At 55.2% G+C, this 21,353-nt stretch carries 18 protein-coding genes; 4 read left to right on the top strand and 14 right to left on the bottom strand.

Annotated features, from left to right (window positions below):
* Window positions 1–113 precede the first annotated feature (113 nt).
* From lpxD to rpsB, 11 genes are all read right to left on the bottom strand, one after another.
* Window positions 114–1,136, bottom strand: coding sequence for a UDP-3-O-(3-hydroxymyristoyl)glucosamine N-acyltransferase (gene lpxD, locus ACMGG1_RS04135; RefSeq protein WP_020828356.1), 1,023 nt, complete (start codon window positions 1,134–1,136; stop codon window positions 114–116).
* A gap of 4 nt (window positions 1,137–1,140) precedes the next feature.
* Window positions 1,141–1,638 carry a molecular chaperone Skp gene (gene skp, locus ACMGG1_RS04130; RefSeq protein WP_020828357.1) on the bottom strand — a complete coding sequence of 166 codons (498 nt, stop codon included), beginning with the start codon at window positions 1,636–1,638 and terminating at the stop codon, window positions 1,141–1,143.
* Window positions 1,639–1,796: 158 nt separating this feature from the next.
* Window positions 1,797–4,199, bottom strand: a complete 2,403-nt coding sequence (gene bamA / locus ACMGG1_RS04125) for an outer membrane protein assembly factor BamA (protein ID WP_122080076.1) — start codon at window positions 4,197–4,199, stop codon at window positions 1,797–1,799.
* A gap of 35 nt (window positions 4,200–4,234) precedes the next feature.
* Window positions 4,235–5,590 carry a sigma E protease regulator RseP gene (gene rseP, locus ACMGG1_RS04120; protein ID WP_116691862.1) on the bottom strand — a complete coding sequence of 452 codons (1,356 nt, stop codon included), beginning with the start codon at window positions 5,588–5,590 and terminating at the stop codon, window positions 4,235–4,237.
* 28 nt (window positions 5,591–5,618) lie between these two features.
* On the bottom strand, window positions 5,619–6,467 hold the full coding sequence (gene cdsA, locus ACMGG1_RS04115) for a phosphatidate cytidylyltransferase (RefSeq protein WP_116691861.1): 849 nt from the start codon (window positions 6,465–6,467) through the stop codon (window positions 5,619–5,621).
* Window positions 6,468–6,476: 9 nt separating this feature from the next.
* Window positions 6,477–7,235: a (2E,6E)-farnesyl-diphosphate-specific ditrans,polycis-undecaprenyl-diphosphate synthase gene (gene ispU / locus ACMGG1_RS04110; RefSeq protein ID WP_128865125.1), complete on the bottom strand. Its 759-nt coding sequence runs from the start codon at window positions 7,233–7,235 to the stop codon at window positions 6,477–6,479.
* 278 nt (window positions 7,236–7,513) lie between these two features.
* Complete coding sequence (ispC, locus tag ACMGG1_RS04105) at window positions 7,514–8,710, bottom strand: 1-deoxy-D-xylulose-5-phosphate reductoisomerase (RefSeq protein ID WP_128865126.1); 1,197 nt, start codon at window positions 8,708–8,710, stop codon at window positions 7,514–7,516.
* Window positions 8,711–8,867: 157 nt separating this feature from the next.
* The gene (frr, locus tag ACMGG1_RS04100) at window positions 8,868–9,425 is read right to left on the bottom strand and encodes a ribosome recycling factor (RefSeq protein WP_020828363.1); all 558 of its coding nucleotides are present in this window, start codon (window positions 9,423–9,425) and stop codon (window positions 8,868–8,870) included.
* 123 nt (window positions 9,426–9,548) lie between these two features.
* The gene (pyrH, locus tag ACMGG1_RS04095; RefSeq protein ID WP_004952223.1) at window positions 9,549–10,274 is read right to left on the bottom strand and encodes a UMP kinase; all 726 of its coding nucleotides are present in this window, start codon (window positions 10,272–10,274) and stop codon (window positions 9,549–9,551) included.
* Window positions 10,275–10,547: 273 nt separating this feature from the next.
* A complete protein-coding gene (gene tsf, locus ACMGG1_RS04090; RefSeq protein ID WP_020828364.1) occupies window positions 10,548–11,399 on the bottom strand; it encodes a translation elongation factor Ts in 852 nt (283 codons plus the stop codon).
* 128 nt (window positions 11,400–11,527) lie between these two features.
* Window positions 11,528–12,253: a 30S ribosomal protein S2 gene (gene rpsB / locus ACMGG1_RS04085; protein ID WP_020828365.1), complete on the bottom strand. Its 726-nt coding sequence runs from the start codon at window positions 12,251–12,253 to the stop codon at window positions 11,528–11,530.
* A gap of 361 nt (window positions 12,254–12,614) precedes the next feature.
* Between rpsB and map the strand changes: the two genes are divergently transcribed.
* The 4 genes from map to ACMGG1_RS04065 all read left to right on the top strand — a co-directional run bounded on the left by map (window position 12,615) and on the right by ACMGG1_RS04065 (window position 17,548).
* Window positions 12,615–13,409: a type I methionyl aminopeptidase gene (map, locus tag ACMGG1_RS04080; protein ID WP_020828366.1), complete on the top strand. Its 795-nt coding sequence runs from the start codon at window positions 12,615–12,617 to the stop codon at window positions 13,407–13,409.
* Window positions 13,410–13,483: 74 nt separating this feature from the next.
* Window positions 13,484–16,162 (top strand): bifunctional uridylyltransferase/uridylyl-removing protein GlnD, encoded by a 2,679-nt coding sequence (gene glnD, locus ACMGG1_RS04075; RefSeq protein WP_176984336.1) that lies wholly within the window; start codon window positions 13,484–13,486, stop codon window positions 16,160–16,162.
* Window positions 16,163–16,205: 43 nt separating this feature from the next.
* Entirely contained in the window at window positions 16,206–17,030 is an 825-nt protein-coding gene (gene dapD, locus ACMGG1_RS04070) for a 2,3,4,5-tetrahydropyridine-2,6-dicarboxylate N-succinyltransferase (RefSeq protein WP_020828368.1), read from the top strand.
* A 128-nt stretch (window positions 17,031–17,158) separates the two neighbouring features.
* Entirely contained in the window at window positions 17,159–17,548 is a 390-nt protein-coding gene (locus ACMGG1_RS04065) for a DUF3461 family protein (RefSeq protein WP_006318690.1), read from the top strand.
* 95 nt (window positions 17,549–17,643) lie between these two features.
* On the opposite strand, the gene ACMGG1_RS04060 is transcribed toward ACMGG1_RS04065, so the two are convergent.
* The 3 genes from ACMGG1_RS04060 to pbpC are packed head-to-tail and all read right to left on the bottom strand — an operon-like array spanning window position 17,644 to window position 21,306.
* A complete protein-coding gene (locus ACMGG1_RS04060; RefSeq protein WP_020828369.1) occupies window positions 17,644–18,093 on the bottom strand; it encodes a flavodoxin in 450 nt (149 codons plus the stop codon).
* A gap of 33 nt (window positions 18,094–18,126) precedes the next feature.
* Window positions 18,127–18,897, bottom strand: coding sequence for a tRNA pseudouridine(65) synthase TruC (gene truC, locus ACMGG1_RS04055; protein ID WP_020828370.1), 771 nt, complete (start codon window positions 18,895–18,897; stop codon window positions 18,127–18,129).
* Between the two features lie 60 nt (window positions 18,898–18,957).
* Window positions 18,958–21,306, bottom strand: a complete 2,349-nt coding sequence (gene pbpC, locus ACMGG1_RS04050; RefSeq protein ID WP_414161167.1) for a penicillin-binding protein 1C — start codon at window positions 21,304–21,306, stop codon at window positions 18,958–18,960.
* Window positions 21,307–21,353 lie beyond the last annotated feature (47 nt).

The following is a 21,353-nucleotide window of genomic DNA, read 5'->3' as shown; positions in this document are numbered from 1 at the left end:
GCGCTGACCCCAAAAGGAGATCATCATGCAGGCCGCAAATTAACAACTCTTTGCGCTTTTGGTCTCATGACCAACGCGTTTCGTTTTGTACCCAGTCAGGCGGGCGGTAGTGATTAGTCTTTTCCGACTTTTCGTTCGACAGCTTTTAAGCGCTTGCTAATCTCATCGATATTCATCACCAACGCAGCGGTTTTACGCCAAACTTTGTTGGGTTGTAACGGAATGCCCGAAGAGTATACCCCAGGTTCGGTGATTGGTCGCATAACCATTCCCATTCCGGTGACAACAACCTTGTCGGCGATCTCCATGTGACCATTGATCACGCTGGCTCCACCGATCTGGCAGTAGCGGCCGATTTTCAGGCTGCCCGCCATGATAACACCGCCGGCAACGGCAGTATTGTCGCCAATCACAACGTTATGTGCAATCTGGCATTGGTTGTCGATGATAACACCATTCCCGATCTGGGTGTTATCCAACGCGCCGCGGTCAATGGTGGTGCAAGCGCCGATTTCGACGCGATCGCCGATAATCACCGTGCCCAACTGAGGAATTTTAATCCAGTTGCCGCGTTCGTTGGCATAGCCGAAACCGTCAGCACCAATCACGGTGCCCGATTGGATCAGACATTGCTGACCGATCTCGACTTCATGATAAATCGTTACGTTAGCCCACAGACGCGTTCCTGCGCCAATGCGTGCACGTTTGCCGATAAAACAGCCCGGGCCGATAACCACGTTATCGCCAAGGACTGCGCCCGACTCGATCACCGCATTTGCTCCGATAGCCACGTTCTGCCCCAAGGTGGCTTCAGGGGAAATAACCGCGCTAGGGGCGATATCCTGGGCCGGAGAGGGAGTGGTGTCCATCAGTTGCGCCATGCGCGCGTAGGTCAGGTAAGGGTTTTTAACCACCAGCGCCGCAGAACGGCAGTGTGGTAAATCCGCCTCGGTAAGCACGACTGCGCTTGCCTGGCAGGAAGCCAGCTGCTCTTGATAGCGGCTGTTTGACAAAAACGTGATTTGGCCAGCCTGTGCCGAATGCATAGAAGCAATGCCGGTGATGACGAGATCGCCATCACCGTGCAATTGTGCATCCAACTGCTGCGCTAAATCAGCCAGTCGAATAGAAGGCATGTTGTTATTTAACCTGTTTCAGCACGTCAGCAGTAATGTCTTTAGAAGAACCTGCGTAGGCAACGGCGTTAGCATCGATCACTACGTCATAGCCTTCTTTGCTGGCAACAGATTTCACAGCGTCCTGAATACGGCTCAGGATTTTGTTACGCTCTTCCATCTGGCGGCGACGGTTGTCCTGCTCAAAAGCCTGGGCTTTCTGAGAGAACTGCTCGCGCTGTGCCATCACGTCTTTTTCAAGCTTGCTGCGATCGCTGGCTTTCATGGTAGCGCCATCACGCTGCAGACGTTGCATTTTGGTCTGAAGGCTACGCTCCATGTTCTGAAGCTCACCCGCACGGCCTTTAAACTCGTTTTCCAGCTGTTTAGCTACGGTTTCACGAGCCGGCAACTGTTGGAAAATGCTGGAGACGTTAACTACAGCGATCTTATCTGCTGCCTGAACGCCAGCTGAAGCAGCCATTGCTAAACCGAGGCCTGCGGCACACAACCACTTTTTCACTATAAACTCCTTACCATCACCCATTTGTGCCATATGACACTTGAAGTACACAATCTGCCAGACTTATCCCGCAAAACAATGAGAATCATCTCTGTGTTTTGGCAGGCGCCTGGCATTTGCGATTCTTAATAACTGCTTATGCCCAGAAGCTCGACCTGTTACCAGGTCTTACCAATGTTAAATTGGAACTGTTCGGACTTGTCGCCTTCGTATTTCTTGATCGGGTTGGCATAAGAGAACACCAATGGCCCCAAAGGTGACATCCACTGCAAGGCGATACCGGCAGAAACGCGGATATTGCTCGCTTTACTGTAGTCCGGAATATCGTACATGCTGGTCTGAGAGTTCTGCCAGTTGGTATCCCATACGGTACCCGCATCCATGAACAGGGAAGTACGCACTGAGTTTGCGTATTTCTCGCTGATGAATGGCGTTGGCGTAATCAGCTCCATACTGGCAACGGCCATGGCGTTACCACCGACCGCATCGTCCGAATTACAAATCGTCGCGCCATTGCTGCAGCTATACGAGTTGGAATTGTAGTACGCCGCTTTTGGACCGATGGTGTTCGAACCGAAACCACGCACCGTGCTGGAGCCGCCGGCGTAGAAGTTCTCGTAGAACGGCATCTCTTTGCCGCCCAGACCATCCGCATAACCCAGACGACCACGACCTAACAGCACCCAGGTGCGATCGTCGTTGATTGGGACGTATTGCACGCTGTCCAGCGTCAGTTTGTAGTATTCGTTATCCGACCCTGGAATGGTCACTTTACCATTCAGGGTGGTACGGTTACCCGACGTTGGGAAATAACCACGGTCCAGGTTGTTGTAGGTCCAACCCAGGTTCAGCGTGAAGTCGTCCGCAGAGTAGCTGGCACGGTCAGTCTTGTTCGGATCCAGACCCATGGAGTCCAGATAACGCCACATGGCAACCTGCGGCTGCATGTTGGACAGGCCGTTATGTACGTAACCCAAACCGGTACGCAACGAGTTGTTTTCGTTGATCGGGAAGCCCAAGGTACCGTCTATGCCGTAACTCTTGTTGGTATAGTCGGACAGGTCCGCGTCATCCGCTTTAAAGTCGTTGTAGAAGATACGCCCACCCAAACTCACACCGTCAACGGTGAAGTATGGGTTGGTTACCGACAGCTCGGTATAGGTCTGGTAGTCGTTCTTGGTGCCGCTGATACCGACAGAATAGCCAGTACCCAGCCAGTTGTCCTGCTGGACCCCCGCCTGGAAGCTCACGCCGCTCTCGGTACCGTAGCCGACGCCGAAGTTGAAGGTACCGGTGTTACGCTCTTTCACTTTGTAAGTGACGTCTACCTGATCCGCAGTGCCAGGCACGCGCTGGGTTTCCACGTCTACCGTTTCAAAATAACCCAAACGGTTCAGACGTTCTTTACCCTGCTCGACCTGAGCGTTGCCCAGCCACGCACCTTCCATCTGACGCATTTCACGGCGCAGTACGGAGTCTTTACTGGTGTCGTTGCCTTCGAACTTGATGCGACGCACGTAGAAACGGTTACCCGCATCAATGTTTACGTGCAGCTTCACGGTTTTATCCGCGTCGTTGATTTCAGGTTGCGTAGCAACACGCGGGTAGGCATAACCATAACGGCCCAACATCGTTTTGATGTTGTCTTCCATTTTGGTCACTTTGCTGCCGTTATACAGCTCACCCGGTTCAATCTTGGTCAGTTGCGCGACTTCCGCCGAGTGACCGGCCAGATTGCCGTTAACCATCACGCCGGTGAGCTTGTACTGCTCGCCTTCAGTGATATTGATGGTGATGTAGATGCCTTTTTTGTCCGGCGTCAGGCTGACCTGAGTCGAATCGATATTAAAGCGCGCGTAGCCGCGGTCCAGATAGAAACTGCGCAGGGTTTCGAGGTCACCCGCCAGCTTTTGTTTCTGGTATTTGCGATCGCCAACCAGGTTCCACCACGGCACTTCATCACGCAACTGGAAGCGTGAAATCAGCTCATCGTTAGTGAAGGCATGGTTGCCGACAATGTTGATTTGTTGAATCTTGGCGGAAACCCCTTCCGTGAACACCAGTTTCAGGTCAACACGGTTACGCGGCAACGGCGTGACAACGGCTTTCACCGAGGCGCTGTATTTACCGACGCTGTAATAGAAGTCTTCCAGCCCTTTTTCAATGCTGGATATCGTGGTGCGGTCGAGCGCTTCGCCAACCCGAACGCCAGAGGCCTCCAGGTTTTGCTTGAGCATGTCATCCTTCACCGACTTGTTGCCGGAGAAAGTGATGCTGGCAATGGTAGGGCGTTCCTTAACCTGAACAATCAGCGTATTACCATCGCGCAGCACGCGAACGTCCTCGAAGTTGCCAGTGGCAAACAAGGCACGGATGGTATTACTGATATCATCGTCAGAGACGGTATCGCCTACGCGAACCGGCATGTTGAGTAACGCCGCACCGACGGCGACTCGCTGCAGGCCTTCGAAATGAATATCTTTCACTACGAACCCGTCTGCACCGTATACGGTGGCGCTGCCAAACAGCAGCGACGCTATGAGCAACTTTTTCATCGCCATCGTTGTTATGCGTTCTTCCTAACCTATCCCCGCCCCTAAAGGCGAGAAAAATCATTGAAAAGTGCAAGACCCATTAAAAGCACCAACACGATCGAACCTATGCGGTAACTGTAGTCCTGTACTCGCTCGGAAACCGGCCCACCCTTCAGCTTTTCTATCGCCAGGAAGAGGAGATGCCCACCATCTAACACCGGTAATGGGAACAGGTTGATGATACCCAGGTTGACACTGATCAACGCCAGGAACATCAGATAATACACTAACCCGACCCCGGCTGACGCCCCTGCTCCCTGTGCAATCGAAATCGGGCCACTCAGGTTGTTCAGCTTTACATCACCGGTTATTAATTTACCCAGCATTTTGACCGTGAGGCTCATTAGCTGCCAGGTCTTGTCCCCAGCCTGATACAGCGCTGGGAAAGGTCCATACTGGCGAATCGTTTTATACTCGTCCGGCAGCGGCAGCACTTTCGGAATGATGCCGGCGAAACCCACCGATTTGTCTTTTCCCACCGGCTTTGTATCCGGTATCAGCGTCAAAGACAAGGGGGCGCCGTTTCTTTCAATCTCTAAAACCAGCGGTTGCCCAGGGCCGTTGTGGATCCGTTTAACCAACGTTTGCCAACGACCCAATAGCTGACCGTCGACTTTAACGATCCTGTCCCCCGCTTGTAAACCCGCCTTTTGTGCCGCCGACCCCGATTGCACTTCGGCAAGGACAGATTCTATCTGTGGGCCGCGCGGAATAATACCCAACGCCACCACGGGATCCTGTTTGTCCGGCTCGAAATTCCACTGGCGCAAATCCAGGGTTTTAGTCACCACCTGAGAAGAGCCAAACGGCGCGATACCCACTTCGGTTTCCGCGTCGCCGATCTTCGCCACCAGCGCCAGACGAACTGATTCCCAATCAGGCGTTTCGATACCGTCAACGGACTTAAGTTCCATTCCAGGCGAAATTTCAGCGTGGGCAGCAATCGACTGTGGCGATATTTCACCAATCACAGGACGGAAGCTGGGAACGCCGATAATAAATACCAGCCAGTAAGCAAGAATAGCAAACAGGAAGTTGGCGATAGGGCCGGCACTGACGATAGCGGCGCGTTGCCACACGGTTTTGTTGTTAAATGCCTGATGGCGGAATTCCGGTGCAACCGAATCAACCCGCTCATCGAGCATCTTCACGTAACCGCCCAGAGGGATCAGGGCAATCACGTACTCCGTCCCCTGACGGTCAGTACGGCGCCATAAGGCGCGGCCAAAGCCGATGGAAAAGCGTTCTACACGGACGCCGCAGCGACGGGCTACCCAAAAGTGCCCGAACTCGTGCACGGTGATCAAAACACCGAGTGCAATAAGAAATGCGACTAAGTTCCAGAGCACGCTACCCATAATCCCTTCACTCCCCGTCGTTGACGGATTAAAACACTAACAGCATCAGGCAGGCAAATACAGGCACTGCTGCGGTCAGGCTGTCGATACGATCCAGTATACCGCCATGACCCGGTATCAAATGACCACTGTCTTTGATACCCGCTTCGCGTTTGAACATGCTCTCGGTAAGATCGCCCAGCACGGAAGCCAGTGCGGCAATCACCGAACAAATCAGTAAGGTGGTCGGCACGATATTCAACGGGGCGTAACGGCCAAACAACCAGGATATCAGGGCCGAGGTAATCAAACCACCAATGAGCCCTTCCCAGGTTTTCCCCGGAGAAACTTTTGGCGCCAGCTTATGCTTGCCGAACAGCTTGCCGAACATGTAGGCGCCGGAATCCGCGCCCCAAACCAGCAACATCACATACAGCAGCCACCAGGAGCCGGTGAAGTGGTTTTGTTCATAGCCGAACTGACGCAACGACAGCATGCCCCAGAAGAACGGAACTATGGTCAGCAAACCAAAAATCAGACGTATTGGACGCGAATTACGCCACAGCGCGGCAGACCCCGGATAAAACAGCACCAGCAGCAGCGCCGCCAACCACCAGACCAGTGACAGCCACAGCGGCCCGCCTACCTGAGGCAGGTGAACCGACTGGTGGTAGGCCGGAATGCTGAGCATCATCAGCGCCAGCAGGAAGCCGCACAATATCGCCAGCCAGATGCGCTGCGAACGGGAGGTAAAACCGGCCAGTTGGCCCCACTCCCAGGCTGCCAGCATGCACACAACCAGCGTTACCAGGGCAAAGCCCACCGGCGGCAGCAAGAACAACGCCGCGATAACAATCGGGATTAAAATCAGAGCCGTTATGAGGCGATACTTCAGCAAAAGTTCCCCCTAGGACGCATTGGCGCCGATAGGTGTTGTTCCCCCGAAGCGACGCTCGCGTTGTGCAAATGCATTCAGCGCACCTTCAAAGACAAGTTCATCAAAATCAGGCCAGAGTACATCAGTAAAGTAAAGTTCGGCATAAGCAATTTGCCACAGTAAGAAGTTACTGATGCGGTGTTCACCGCCCGTGCGGATCACCAGATCCACCGGTGACAGATCGCTCATGCAGACCCGCTCACCCAGTAATTCTTCGCTAATTTGCTCCGGACGCAGCGAACCGTCCTTCACCTGCTCAGCCAGTTCCCTTACTCCCTGAATAATATCCCAACGGCCGCCATAGTTGGCAGCAATGTTGAGCGTCAGGCCATCGTTATTTTCAGTCAGTTGCTCAGAGCGACGGATCCGCTCTTGCAAACGCGCGCTGAAACGGCTGATATCGCCGATCACCCGCAGTCTGACGTTATGTTTATGCAGGCTTTTTACTTCGCTGTCCAAGGCTCGGACGAAAAGCTCCATGAGGGCGGAGACTTCCTGCACCGGACGGTTCCAGTTCTCGCTGCTGAAGGCATAAAGCGTGAGCGCATCTAAATGGTTGTTGGCGGCAAAACTGACCGCGCGACGAACCGATTTCACCCCTGCTTTATGACCGAAGACACGTAACTTACCCTGACGTTTAGCCCAGCGCCCGTTACCGTCCATGATAATGGCAACATGCCGTGGCCCCAGAGTGGACGGATTAGCCTCTTGTTGATTTGCGGACGACATAACTCGTACTTATTTCCTCAATAGAAATACAACTGCCCTTCCGGAACATCAGGCCCTTACGCGCAAAAAAAGCCGTGTGCCCGACACGGCTTTTCAGTCTGCCTGGAGACAGTCGGTAATTTCCGCTGCTCCGTTGGCGTTCGAGATATCAATCGGGCCAGAATTCAACGGTATAACCGCTGACAAGTGGCGCAGACTATATCACCTCAGCCGGGCCTGAACAAACGGCCCCACTGCGGCACGCGTAATTTGCGAACAAAATAAGATAAATGCCGTTATCAGTTACGCAGTGATTTAACCAACCCAACTGCAACCTCACGTGCCTGGCGATCTATTTCTAAGACCGCATCAATGCAGGACGGTTCCTGCAGGGATAGCCGTTCGACCACTTTTTGGTTCACCGCCGCAATATCGGTAAAGCGAATCTGCTTCTGCAGGAACGCCGCCACGGCCACTTCGTTAGCCGCATTCAGTGCGGTGGTTGCCGCCTGCCCAGCGTCAAAGGCCTCGATGGCCAGATACAGGCAGGGATAACGTTCCCGTTCAGGTTCGGCAAAGGTCAGCGAGCCGATGCGACAAAAATCCAACGCTTCCACGCCAGAACTGACCCGCTGCGGGTAAGCCATAGCATGGGCGATCGGCGTGCGCATATCCGGCGTGCCCAACTGGGCCAGTACGCTGCCATCGGTGTAGCGCACCATCGAGTGGATCACCGACTGCGGATGCAGAATCACTTCCATTTGTTCAGCCGAGGCGTTAAACAGCCAGCGGGCCTCAATATATTCCAGTCCTTTGTTCATCATGGTGGCGGAATCCACCGAGATCTTGCGCCCCATCGACCAATTGGGATGGGCACAGGCCTGATCCGGCGTCATCGTGGCAAACTGTTCCAGTGGCGTGGTGCGGAACGGGCCGCCGGAACCGGTGAGCACGATGCGCGACACACCATGACTGTCTAATGAAGAGTATCCCAACTGACGCTGAATGCTCTCAGGCAAACTCTGAAAAATCGCGTTATGCTCGCTGTCCAGCGGCAGCAACTGCGTCTGACTTTTTTGCACCGCGTCCATAAACAGGCGCCCACAGGTCACCAGCGACTCTTTGTTCGCCAGCAGCACCTGCTTGCCTGCGCGAATTGCCGCCAGCGTGGGTAGCAACCCGGCAGCGCCGACGATGGCGGCGGTGACCTGATCAACGTCATCCAACGCCGCCAGTTCACAAGCGGCCTGCTCGCCCGCCATCACCTCGGTGGCAACGCCATTTTCCGCCAGCAGGATGCGCAGTTCACGCGCTGCGCCTTCGTCTGCCATCGCGGCATAGGTCGGACGAAATTCCATGCACTGCTGCGCCATAACCGCTACGTTGTGGCCGGCAACCAGCGCTTTAATCGCAAAACGGTCGGGGTTTTCCCTGACCACGGCCAGGGTACTGGTCCCCACTGAGCCGGTGGAGCCAAGAATAGTCAGTTGCTTCATGAGCTCACTCTGAATAACTGTCTGATGAGATCGGAGGTGCTCCAGTGTGTAACCTTCGCCACCGCTTGTCCATGATCAATCAGCACGATGAAACGGGATCTGCGCCACAAAAAACAAAGCGCCGCCCAGGCGACGCTTTTTTTCTGCGCGATGCTGATTAGAATTCCATCAGCTCTTTTTCTTTGTCCGCCAGCGCGGCATCGAGCAGCTTGATGTAGGCGTCGGTCATTTTCTGAATGTCGTCCTGAGAACGACGATCTTCGTCTTCGCTGATTTCTTTGTCTTTCAGCAACGCCTTCACTTTGTCGTTGGCGTCACGGCGCACGTTACGTACGGCAACACGGCCCTGCTCGGCTTCACCGCGCACCACTTTGATCAGGTCTTTACGGCGCTCTTCGGTCAACGGAGGCAGCGGAACACGGATCACGCTGCCGGCTGAGCTTGGGTTCAGGCCCAGATCAGACGCCATGATGGCCTTTTCTACCGCTGAACCCAGGGAGCGATCAAACAGGTTGATTGCCAGGGTACGGGAGTCTTCTACGGTCACGTTAGCCAACTGACGCAGCGGCGTTGCAGAACCATAGTATTCCACCATGATGCCGTCCAGGATGCTTGGAGAAGCACGGCCGGTACGGATTTTGCTGATTTGGTTTTTGAATGCTTCTACGCTTTTTTCCATGCGTGAATCAGCATCTTTTCTGATTTCATTAATCACGTTGCAAACCCTTGGAAGCTGGAGACTTGGCAGGCCATACCACAGTATAGCCCGTGAATTTTACTCAAGGAGAGCGCATAACGCACCACGTTACCCGCTCCCGCTAAATTGGGCAGAACAGCCTTATTTGCTGATCAGCGTGCCTTCGTTCTCACCCATCACCACCCGGCGCAACGCACCTGGCTTGTTCATGTTGAATACGCGAATCGGCAGACCGTGATCGCGGGCCAGCGTAAACGCCGCCAGATCCATCACTTTCAGCTCGCGCTCCAGTACATCTTGATAGGTGATATGTTCGTACAGCGTTGCATCCGGATTTTTAACCGGATCAGCGGAGTATACACCATCCACTTTAGTCGCTTTCAATACCACGTCCGCTTCGATCTCGATCCCGCGCAGACACGCAGCAGAATCGGTGGTGAAGAACGGGTTGCCGGTACCGGCGGAGAAGATCACCACGCGGTTATTACGCAGCAGGCTGATCGCCTCGGCCCAGCTGTAGTTGTCGCACACGCCGTTCAACGGAATGGCTGACATCAGGCGGGCGTTCACATAGGCACGGTGCAGTGCATCACGCATAGCCAGGCCGTTCATCACGGTAGCCAGCATTCCCATGTGGTCGCCCACTACGCGGTTCATGCCGGCCTGCGCCAGGCCCGCGCCGCGGAACAGGTTACCGCCGCCAATAACTACACCGACCTGAATTCCCAGTTCGACCAGCTCTTTAACTTCCTGAGCCATGCGATCCAAAACGCTAGCGTCGATACCAAAACCTTCTGCGCCTTGCAGGGCTTCGCCACTCAGTTTGAGCAGAATACGCTGATATACGGGTTTTGCATTGGTTGCCATGGTGTTCTGTCCTAAGAAGCAGTATTAGTATTGGGGATTTCAGCCGATGAAGTGCGCCTGTGATGAGTATATTGCCACAGGGCCTGCCACCGGTGTAATTCTGGCTGGATAAAATGGAACCGCCTGACGGCGGCTCCATTATACCCTTCATCTTTCACGTTGCCGCTGCGTTGGCTGCCTTCACTTACCCCAAGTCACCTGGTGAACCAGGCTCCTGGGAGTTCGCTCAGTTGCCGCCTTGCCGCACCGCGAAATCTATCGGGTATACAGTCATTAAGACTGCTTGCTCATTGCAGCAACTTCAGCAGCAAAGTCATTTGCCGCTTTTTCGATGCCTTCGCCCACTTCGAAGCGGATGAAGTTAACGACGTCAGCGTTGTGCTCTTTCAGCACCTGGCCAACGGTTTTGCTTGGTTCGATAACGAAAGGCTGACCGGTCAGAGAAACTTCGCCGGTGAATTTCTTCATGCGGCCTTCAACCATTTTCTCAGCGATTTCTTTCGGCTTGCCAGACTGCATGGCGATGTCCAGCTGAACCTGGTACTCTTTTTCTACCACTTCAGCAGACACATCTTCAGGCTTAACGAATTCTGGCTTGCTCGCCGCAACGTGCATGGCGATTTGCTTAACCAGCTCTTCGTCAGCGCCTTTAGCCGCGATCAGAACGCCGATACGTGCGCCGTGCAGGTAGCTGCCCAGCACTTCGCCTTCCAGGGAAGCCACGCGACGGATGTTGATGTTTTCACCGATTTTGGCAACCAGCGCTACACGTTCTTCTTCGAACTGTGCTTTCAACACTTCAACGTCAGTGATTTTGCCTGCAACAGCAGCGTCCAGCACTTTGTCAGCGAATGCCTGGAAACCGGCATCTTTAGCAACGAAGTCAGTCTGGCAGTTTACTTCCAGGATCACGCCGTAGTTGCCTTCGATCTTGGTTTTGATCACGCCGTCAGCAGCTACGTTGCCTGCTTTTTTCGCCGCTTTGATCGCGCCAGATTTACGCATGTTTTCGATTGCCAGCTCGATGTCGCCGTTAGATTCGACCAGAGCTTTTTTGCAATCCATCATGCCAGCGCCAGTACGCTCGCGCAGTTCTTTTACCAGAGCAGCGGTAATATCAGCCATTTCTTTTTCCTCGGTTATCTCACGTAGAGACAGTTCTCATTCAGATAAGCAAAGGGGGCCAATAAAGGCCCCCCTAACCAACATATTCAATACCTGGTTAATAAGGGCTCAGTGACGAGCTTGCCTTATTATTCAGCTTCTACGAAGCTTTCTTCCGCTTGAACGGCCAGATCTTGAGAACGACCTTCACGGACGGCGGCAGCAACGGCAGTCAGGTACAATTTGATTGCACGGATTGCATCGTCGTTACCAGGGATGATGAAGTCAACGCCGTCTGGATCGGAGTTGGTATCAACGATAGAGAATACCGGGATACCCAGGTTGTTGGCTTCTTTGATCGCGATGTGTTCGTGATCGGCATCAATAACGAACAGAGCGTCAGGCAGACCACCCATGTCTTTGATACCACCCAGGGAGTTTTCCAGCTTGGCCAGTTCGCGAGTACGCATCAGCGCCTCTTTCTTGGTCAGCTTGTCGAAGGTGCCATCTTGAGACTGGATTTCCAGATCTTTCAAACGTTTGATTGACTGACGAACGGTTTTCCAGTTAGTCAGCATGCCGCCCAACCAGCGATGGTTCACGAAGAACTGATCGCAGGTGTTAGCATATTCTTTTACCGCTTCGCTTGCTGCGCGCTTAGTACCAACGAACAGGATCTTACCTTTACGGGAAGAGATCTTGGTCAGTTCAGCCAGTGCTGCGTTGGCCATTGGTACAGTTTTTTCCAGGTTGATGATGTGAACCTTGTTACGTGCGCCGAAGATGAAAGGCTTCATTTTCGGGTTCCAGTAACGGGTCTGGTGACCAAAGTGTACACCAGCCTGGAGCATGTCGCGCATGGAAACAGTTGCCATGATTAAACCTCTATAGAGTGAGTTGGGGTTATGCCTCCACGTATCCCATAACGCCGACCCTGGCGGTGATAAATCACCTCAGGGCACCCCGGCGGATGTGCCGATACGTGTGTGTTATTTACACAATGTGAGTGCAGTTAAAGTATTTTCGGCCTTTCCCGTCCTTATCGCAAGGACCAAGACGCGGATCTGCCGGCGCGCTTTATACCATAAACCCACCCCGGACACCAACTTTTGTTGCCACAGTCGTCATCGTCGAGAAATCAAATTTGGCAGCCTCAGGCCGGACTGATACCATAAGAGACTGCTTCTTATTATTTCTTTCTGTTGTCGGCGAGCACGACACCTGCGGACGAATTTCATGGCAATCTCAATTAAAACACCTGATGACATCCAAAAAATGCGCGTGGCCGGCCGTCTGGCTGCCGAAGTGCTGGAAATCATCGAGCCGCACGTCAAGCCTGGCGTGACCACCGGCGAACTCGATCGTATCTGTCACGACCACATCACCAACAAGCAGCAGGCGATTTCCGCCTGTCTGGGCTACCACGGTTTCCCGAAATCCGTGTGCATCTCGGTTAATGAAGTGGTCTGCCACGGCATTCCGAGCGATGACAAGGTTCTGAAGGACGGCGACATCGTGAATATCGACGTTACCGTGATCAAAGAGGGTTTCCACGGTGACACATCCAAGATGTTCATCGTCGGCAAACCGACCATTCTGGGCGAGCGTCTGTGCCGCATCACGCAGGAAAGCCTTTATCTGTCGCTGAAAATGGTGAAGCCTGGCATCCGCCTGCGCACGCTGGGCAAAGAGATCCAGAAATTCGTTGAAGCCGAAAACTTTTCCGTGGTGCGCGAATACTGTGGCCACGGCATTGGCGAAGTGTTCCACGAAGAACCGCAGGTGCTGCACTATGATGCCGACGACGGCGGTGTGGTACTGCAACCTGGCATGGCCTTCACCATCGAGCCAATGGTCAATGCCGGTGATTACCGCATCCGCACCATGAAAGACGGCTGGACGGTAAAAACTAAGGATCGCAGCTTGTCGGCGCAGTATGAGCATACTATTGTGGTCACAGATAACGGCTGCGAGATAATGACGTTGCGCAAGGATGACACCATCCCCAACATCATTACGCACGAGATGTAAGCGCCGCGGCGTATTGCCGCGATGCATGATGTCACAGGCCGGCTTTTGCCGGCCTTTTTTATGGGCTGCGTACTATGTCTGAAAACTTTCGCCAACAAGACACCTCGGTCATTCCACGACAGGCCGTGCCGGAGCAGCCTGAATATCCCAACGCCTATGGCGATGAGGAGCTCAACTGCGTCGCGCTGAAACAGCGCCTCGAACAGTTCCAACTGTGGCTGGCAGAAGCGTTCAATGCCGGCTCCAGCGCCGAAAGCCTGGTCGCCGCCCGCAGCGACTTTATCGATCGCCTGCTGCGTCGCCTGTGGGTGTTCTACGGTTTCGAAGATATCCCGGAAACCGCTTTGGTGGCGGTCGGCGGTTATGGCCGTGGCGAATTGCACCCGCTTTCGGACATTGACGTGCTGGTGCTGAGCCAGCGCCGGCTGAATGAACAGCAATCCCAGCGCGTGGGGGAGTTTATCACCCTGCTGTGGGATCTTAAGCTGGAAGTGGGCCACAGCGTACGTACGCTCGAGGAGTGCCTGCTGGAGGGTCTGGCGGATCTGACCGTCGCCACCAACCTGATTGAATCACGCATGATCTGCGGCGATGTGGCCTTGTTCCTGCAAATGCAAAAGCACATTTTCAGCGACGGCTTCTGGCCCTCCCCCCAATTTTTCCACGCCAAGTTGGTCGAACAGCAAGAGCGCCACCAACGCTACCACGGCACCAGCTACAATCTGGAGCCGGACATCAAGAGCAGCCCCGGTGGCCTGCGGGACATTCACACCCTGCTGTGGGTAGCGCGCCGTCACTTCGGCGCCACTTCGCTGGACGAAATGGTCGGCTTTGGTTTTCTGACCCAGGCCGAACGCAACGAGCTTAACGAATGCCAAAGCTTCCTGTGGCGCATTCGCTTCGCGCTGCATCTGGTGTTGCCCCGCTACGATAACCGACTGCTGTTCGATCGCCAGCTTAACGTGGCGCAGTTGCTGCGTTATGAGGGGGAAGGCAACGAGCCGGTCGAGCGCATGATGAAAGATTTTTATCGCATGACCCGCCGCGTCGGCGAACTGAACCACATGCTGCTGCAACTGTTCGATGAGGCGATTCTGGCCCTGGACGCCACGGAAAAACCCCGGCCGTTGAACGAAGATTTTCAACTGCGTGGCGACCTGATCGACCTGCGTGACGAAACGCTGTTTATTCGTCAGCCGGAATCGATCATGCGGATGTTCTACCTGATGGTGCGCAACCGCGAAATCAAAGGCATTTACTCCACCACCGTCCGCCAGTTGCGTCATGCGCGCCGCCATCTGAAACAGCCGCTGTGCACCATTGCGGAAGCACGCGATCTGTTTATGGCCATCCTGCGTCACCCAGGTGCCGTTTCGCGGGCGCTGGTGCCGATGCACCGCCACAGCGTACTGTGGGCCTATATGCCGCAGTGGGGCAAAATTGTCGGGCAAATGCAGTTCGACCTGTTTCATGCCTACACCGTCGACGAACACACCGTTCGCGTCCTGCAAAAACTGGAAAGCTTTGCCGATGCCGAAACGCGACCACGTCACCCGCTGTGCGTTGAGCTGTATCCGCGCCTGCCGAACCCTGAACTTCTGCTGCTGGCGGCGCTGTTCCACGATATCGCCAAAGGCCGCGGCGGCGACCACTCGATCCTCGGCGCGCAGGACGCATTGGAGTTCGCCGAGCTGCACGGTTTGAATTCCCGTGAGTCTCAACTGGTGGCCTGGCTGGTTCGCTGCCATTTACTGATGTCGGTCACCGCCCAACGGCGCGACATTCAGGATCCGACGGTGATTCAGCAGTTTAGCGCCGAAGTGCAGAGTGAAACCCGCCTGCGTTATCTGGTTTGCCTGACCGTAGCGGACATCTGCGCCACCAACGAGACCCTGTGGAACAGCTGGAAACAGAGCCTGTTGCGTGAGCTCTATTTCGCTACCGAAAAACAGCTGCGCCGCGGCATGCAGAACAGCCCTGATTTGCGCGAACGCGTGCGTCACCACCGCCTGCAAGCGCTGGCGCTGCTGCGCATGGACAATATCGACGAAGAAGCGCTGCACCGTATCTGGAGCCGCTGTCGCGCCGATTACTTCCTGCGCCATTCGCCGAACCAATTGGCCTGGCACGCACGCCATCTGCTGGCCCATGACTCCACCCAGCCGCTGGTGCTGGTCAGCCGTCAGGCGACGCGCGGCGGCACCGAGATTTTCATCTGGAGTCCGGATCGCCCATACCTGTTTGCCGCCGTGGCCGGCGAGATGGATCGTCGCAACCTGAGCGTGCACGACGCACAGATCTTCACCAATCGCGACGGCATGGCGATGGATACCTTTATCGTACTGGAGCCGGATGGCAGCCCGCTGGCGCAGGACCGCCATGCGGCGATCCGCCATGCGTTGGTGCAGGCCATTACCCAGCGGGAATATCAGCCGCCGCGCGTGCGCAGGCCGTCCTCCAAGCTGCGTCATTTCAGCGTGCCGACCGAAGTCAGCTTCCTGCCAACCCATACCGACCGCCGCAGCTATCTGGAACTGACCGCGCTCGATCAGCCAGGCCTGCTGGCCCGGGTAGGCGAAGTGTTCGCCGATCTCGGTTTGTCACTGCATGGCGCGCGCATCTCCACCATCGGCGAGCGGGTTGAGGATTTATTTATTCTGGCCGACAGCGATCGACGCGCCCTTAACCCGGAAACGCGCAGAAAGTTGGAACAACGGTTGACAGAGGCCCTCAATCCAAACGATAAATTGTGATACAAGTAACCTTTTCGTAGACAACATCAGGACAGAGAACAGCATGCAGCAATTACAAAACGTTATTGAAAACGCCTTCGAGCGCCGCGCGGAAATCACCCCGGCGAACGTAGACACCGTAACGCGCGAAGCGGTAAACCAGGTGATCGGCCTGCTGGACAGCGGCGCCCTGCGCGTTGCCGAGAAGATTGACGGTCAGTGGGTAACGCATCAGTGGCTGAAAAAGGCCGTGCTGCTTTCTTTCCGCATCAATGACAACAAAGTGATGGACGGTGCAGAAACCCGTTATTACGACAAAGTGCCAATGAAATTCGCCGATTACGACGAAGCGCGCTTCCAGAAAGAAGGCTTCCGCGTAGTGCCACCGGCGACCGTTCGCCAGGGCGCATTCATCGCCCGCAACACGGTTCTGATGCCATCCTACGTGAACATCGGCGCTTACGTTGACGAAGGCAGCATGGTGGATACCTGGGCTACCGTCGGCTCTTGCGCGCAAATCGGCAAGAACGTTCACCTGTCCGGCGGCGTCGGCATCGGTGGCGTACTGGAGCCTCTGCAGGCCAACCCGACCATCATTGAAGACAACTGCTTCATCGGTGCGCGTTCAGAAGTGGTTGAAGGCGTGATCGTAGAAGAAGGTTCCGTAATTTCCATGGGCGTATACCTGGGCCAGAGCACCCGCATTTACGACCGCGAAACCGGTGAAGTACACTACGGCCGCGTGCCTGCCGGCTCGGTGGTGGTTTCCGGCAACCTGCCGTCCAAAGATGGCTCTTACAGCCTGTACTGCGCGGTTATCGTCAAAAAAGTCGATGCCAAGACGCGCGGTAAAGTCGGCATTAATGAGTTATTGCGCACCATCGACTAAATTAAGATAGCGGGTGAATCACCCGCTATTTTTTTGTCTTCATTACGTGAGCAGTCACAGTCTCTGGCGTGGTTATTTGCCATAATCCCAGACCGTGGAATAAAGTCTATTTATAAGGTGGCGCTATTATGTATGACAACCTGAAAAGCTTAGGAATCAATCAACCGGAAGATGTCGATCGCTATAGCCTGCGTCAGGAGGCCAATAACGACATTCTTAAGATTTATTTCCGCAAGGATAAAGGCGAGTTCTTTGCCAAAAGCGTGAAGTTCAAATACCCGCGCCAACGCAAGACCGTGGTTGCGGACAATGCCGGCCAGGGTTACAAAGAAATCCACGAAATTAACCCGAACCTGCGTTACGTGATTGATGAGCTGGATCAGCTGTGCCAGCGGGACCAGGTTGAAGTGGATCTGAAACGCAAAATTCTTGATGACCTGCGTCATCTGGAAGGCGTGGTTTCCCACAAGATTGCCGAGATCGAATCCGATCTGGAAAAACTGACTCGCGGTAAGTAAGGGTTCAGCGAACTGGATCTACTGGACTTCATTTTTACCCTATGAATTTCAAGTTGCAGCTAACAACACTGCAACTTGAAAGGCAACGGGTAATTCTATTTCAGCAATGTGGCCCACTGCTCGACCCACGGGCAGGAAACCACTTCCGGCTCCGGCTGTTCCATCGCATCGATTTCCAACACCTCACCTACGCGAGTTGCTCCTTGTTCCTGCAGCAATGCATCAAATGCGCGCCCTGCACCGCAGAAGTTATCGTAGCTGCTGTCACCCAACGCGATCAGTCCGTAACGCAGCTCTGGCTGGTAGCCGACCCGATCGCGAATAGCATGGAACAGCGGTGCAATGCTGTCCGGCAAATCGCCCTGACCGGTGGTGGAGGTAATTACCAACGCGTAATGCTGACGGTAAAACTGCCAGGCTTCAAGCGTGCCCTCCTCGAACAGTTTGACCTCATGCCCCTGTTCGCTGAGGATATTTTCCGCTTCTTCCGCCACCAGCAGTGAGTTGCCGTAAACCGTTCCCACGAAGATTCCAACCTGAGCCATTGCTCCTACTCCCTTAAATACCTTTAGAAATGATCAGTTATCCTGACCGCTAGCTGAAGGAAACTCAACCCTGGCAAGCTCAGGGATACTCTCCGCCCAGCCAAACTGTGACATAACGCCCTGCCAGGACTCGTCCCAGCGAGCGGAAATCTGCAGCGGCTCACCGGTCACCGGGTGATTCAGCTGCAGGTGACTGGCGTGAAGCATCAGGCGTGAACAGCCGAAATGCTCCGCCATGCCGCGGTTCTGACGCAGATCGCCGTGCTTGCTGTCACCGATGATGGGATGGCGGATATGCACCATATGGCGCCGCAGCTGGTGCTTGCGGCCATGCTCCGGTTTCAGTTCAACCAGGCTGTAGCGCGCGCTGTCGTAACGGCCAATCGCCACCGGCATCTCTGCCTGCGCCAGCGGCCGATAATGGGTGACTGCCGGCTGCGGACCTTTGTCCGCCGAGGCAAACTTGTCGGCAATTTTGTCCAGCTCTTCCGTCAACGGGTAATCGAGGGTATCGCCTTCCAGCACGTAACCGCGGACCACCGCATGGTAGGTTTTCTGCATCTGATGCTGTTCAAGCTGCTGCGACAACAGCCGCGCCACCTCGCTGGACAGCGCCATCAGCAATACCCCGGATGTAGGACGATCAAGGCGATGCACGGTAAACACGTGCTGGCCAATCTGATCGCGCACGGTCTGCATCACAAACCGGGTTTCATGGCGATCCAGCCAGCTGCGGTGCACCAGCCAACCGGACGGCTTGTTCACCGCCACCAGGTGCTCATCCTGATACAAAACCTCAATCACAATCTCTTTTCCTACGTAAAAGCCCAGATTCCGGCGCGAGTATACAGGAGTGCGTCAGGGCTAGTTAACCCATTCGATGGTCACCAGACGACTATCGGCCCGGCCGCGATCGTCCACCGCCCGAATGCGGTACTGCCCATTGTTGATCGGCCGCCAGTCGATGGCCTTTTTGCTGGCGCTGCTACCGAGATAGATATCGTCAACAAACCAGTACACCGTTTTGCTGTCGGCATCGGTCACTGCGTTGAAGGCAATTTTATCGCGTCCCTGCTGCGATTGCCGCAGGGTATAGGTGGTGTTCTTAAGCGGCGAGGTGATGCGCGGCGCATTACCCCCGACGGCAATACCGTTGTCCTTACAGCGATTTATCGGCGGCGAACGCTTAGGCAACCCGGCCTGAGCGAACACGTTGGCCAGATCGGAAGGCCAGAACTCAAACACTTCAGTGCGGGTTTGTGCCTGGTCATAGGGCGGACAGGCCACCTCACCGCTGTGAATATCCAGCACCACCGGCCGATAAACGCTGTCGACCTTGATCGGTGACTTACCGGGAATAAACCAGGTTTTGCCCTTTTGCTGGCACCAGGGGGTGGGTAAATCGCCGCTGGCCAGACAAATATCCACCCGCCGCAGCCGCTTCGGAAATGGCTTTCGGGGCTCCCGCAGCGTGGGATAGCTGGCATGCACACTGTCGATAATATTGAAGAATAACGGAGCCGCTGCATCGGCGCCCACCAGGGCATTATTGCCGCGACTGTCGAAGTTCCCCTCCCATACCACCAGTACATAGGGCCCGAAAATCCCTACGCTCCAGGCATCGCGAAACCCCCATGAAGTCCCGGTTTTCCAATAGACCGGCAGCGACGATGAGCGCTGCGCCAAGGTATCTCCCGGCCGTCGGTGTTGCCGCAGCATATCCAGCGTAATAAAACTGGCCTCTTCGCTGAGCAAGCGCACCGCCGGCGTCTCCGCATCGCTACTCAGCATGCGTAACGGGCGCAATGCGCCGCGATTCGCCAACAGAGCATAGAGCTTCGCCAGTTCCTGAGCGGTAACCTCACCGCCCCCCAATACCAGCGACAAGCCATAGTGATTCTCGCTGGCCATATTCTCAACGCCGGTCAGGCGCAGGAACTGATAGAACGTCGGCTGCCGCAGTTGCGACGCCACGTACACAGCGGGAATATTGCGGCTAAAATTCAGCGCATCGGTGGCGGTTACCGGCCCAAGAAAACGCCGGTCAAAATTCTCCGGCGCGTAGGCACCAAATGAGGAAGGTACATCTTTCAGGATGGTCATCGGATGCAGCACGCCTTGCTCCATGCCCAGGGCATAGATAAAGGGCTTCAGGGTCGAACCGGGCGAACGCTTGGCATGGGTCCCGTTCACCTGCCCTTGGATCTGGCGGTTGTAATAGTCTGCTGACCCCACCAGCGCCCTGACCCCCATATCGCGGCTGTCCACCAGCAGCACTGCAGCATTGTGGATCCCACGGCTCTGATTACGGGCGATAAAGGCATTTACCTGTCGTTCGACCAAACGTTGCAGCCCCACGTCCAGCGTGGTGTCGACGCGGCTATTATGCTGCACCAACTGCTGAGTCTGCTGACGCAGTTGCTCGATAAAGTGCGGTGCAATATAGGGCATCTGCTCGGGTTGACGCAGCGCTAGCGGGAGCCGAAACAGGGCCTGTTGACTGCTGTCGGTCGCGTAGACTTGCTGCCAGCGCTGGAACAAGCGGTCGCGCGCCTGCGTCAGGGCAACACCCAGCACGCCCGTTTTCGGTTCCAGACGGTAACTGGGTGACTGCGGCAATACGGCCAGGGTTAACGCTTCCGGCAGAGTCAGGTCTCGCGGTTGCTTGGCGAAGTAGATCAGGCTGGCGGCACCGATGCTTTCGATATTGCGACCGTAAGGAGCGTAGTTCAGGTAGGCTTCCAAAATATCGTGCTTGGAGTAGCTCAGTTCTAGCTGTATCGCACGCGCCACTTGCAGCAGTTTGCCACCCGGCGTACGGGTGTTGAGATGCCAGCGCATGCGCGCCAGTTGCATGCTGATGGTCGAACCACCCTGCATCCTGCCACCGGAAACATAGCTGCGCCAGAAGCCGCGCGCCAGGCTAACGGGGTTAAAACCGGGGTTGTAGTAAAACCACCGATCCTCATGCAGCAGCAGACCACGCACCGCCAAAGGTGAAATATCCTCCAGCGGAGTCCATAGCCGGTAACGATCGTCGTTGGCCAGCGTGATGCGCATCAGCGTACCTTGGCGATCATAGTAGGTGGAGGACAGCGGTAATTCTTGCGCCAACGGCGGGTGGGGCCATAACCGAATGGCACCCAGCACCAGCGCGAGCAGAAAGACCGCCATCAGGCTATTCTGCAGCCAGGGTGTTTTCAGGATTTTCATCGGATCTCAACGCGCTGGCGTCGGGCGGATATATGCCCGACGCCAGT

This window comes from Serratia sp. BNK-12 (assembly GCF_047456085.1).
Lineage (GTDB): Bacteria > Pseudomonadota > Gammaproteobacteria > Enterobacterales > Enterobacteriaceae > Serratia > Serratia liquefaciens.
Note: the sequence above shows the minus strand (reverse complement) of the source record. Positions and strands in the feature narration are given on the sequence as shown.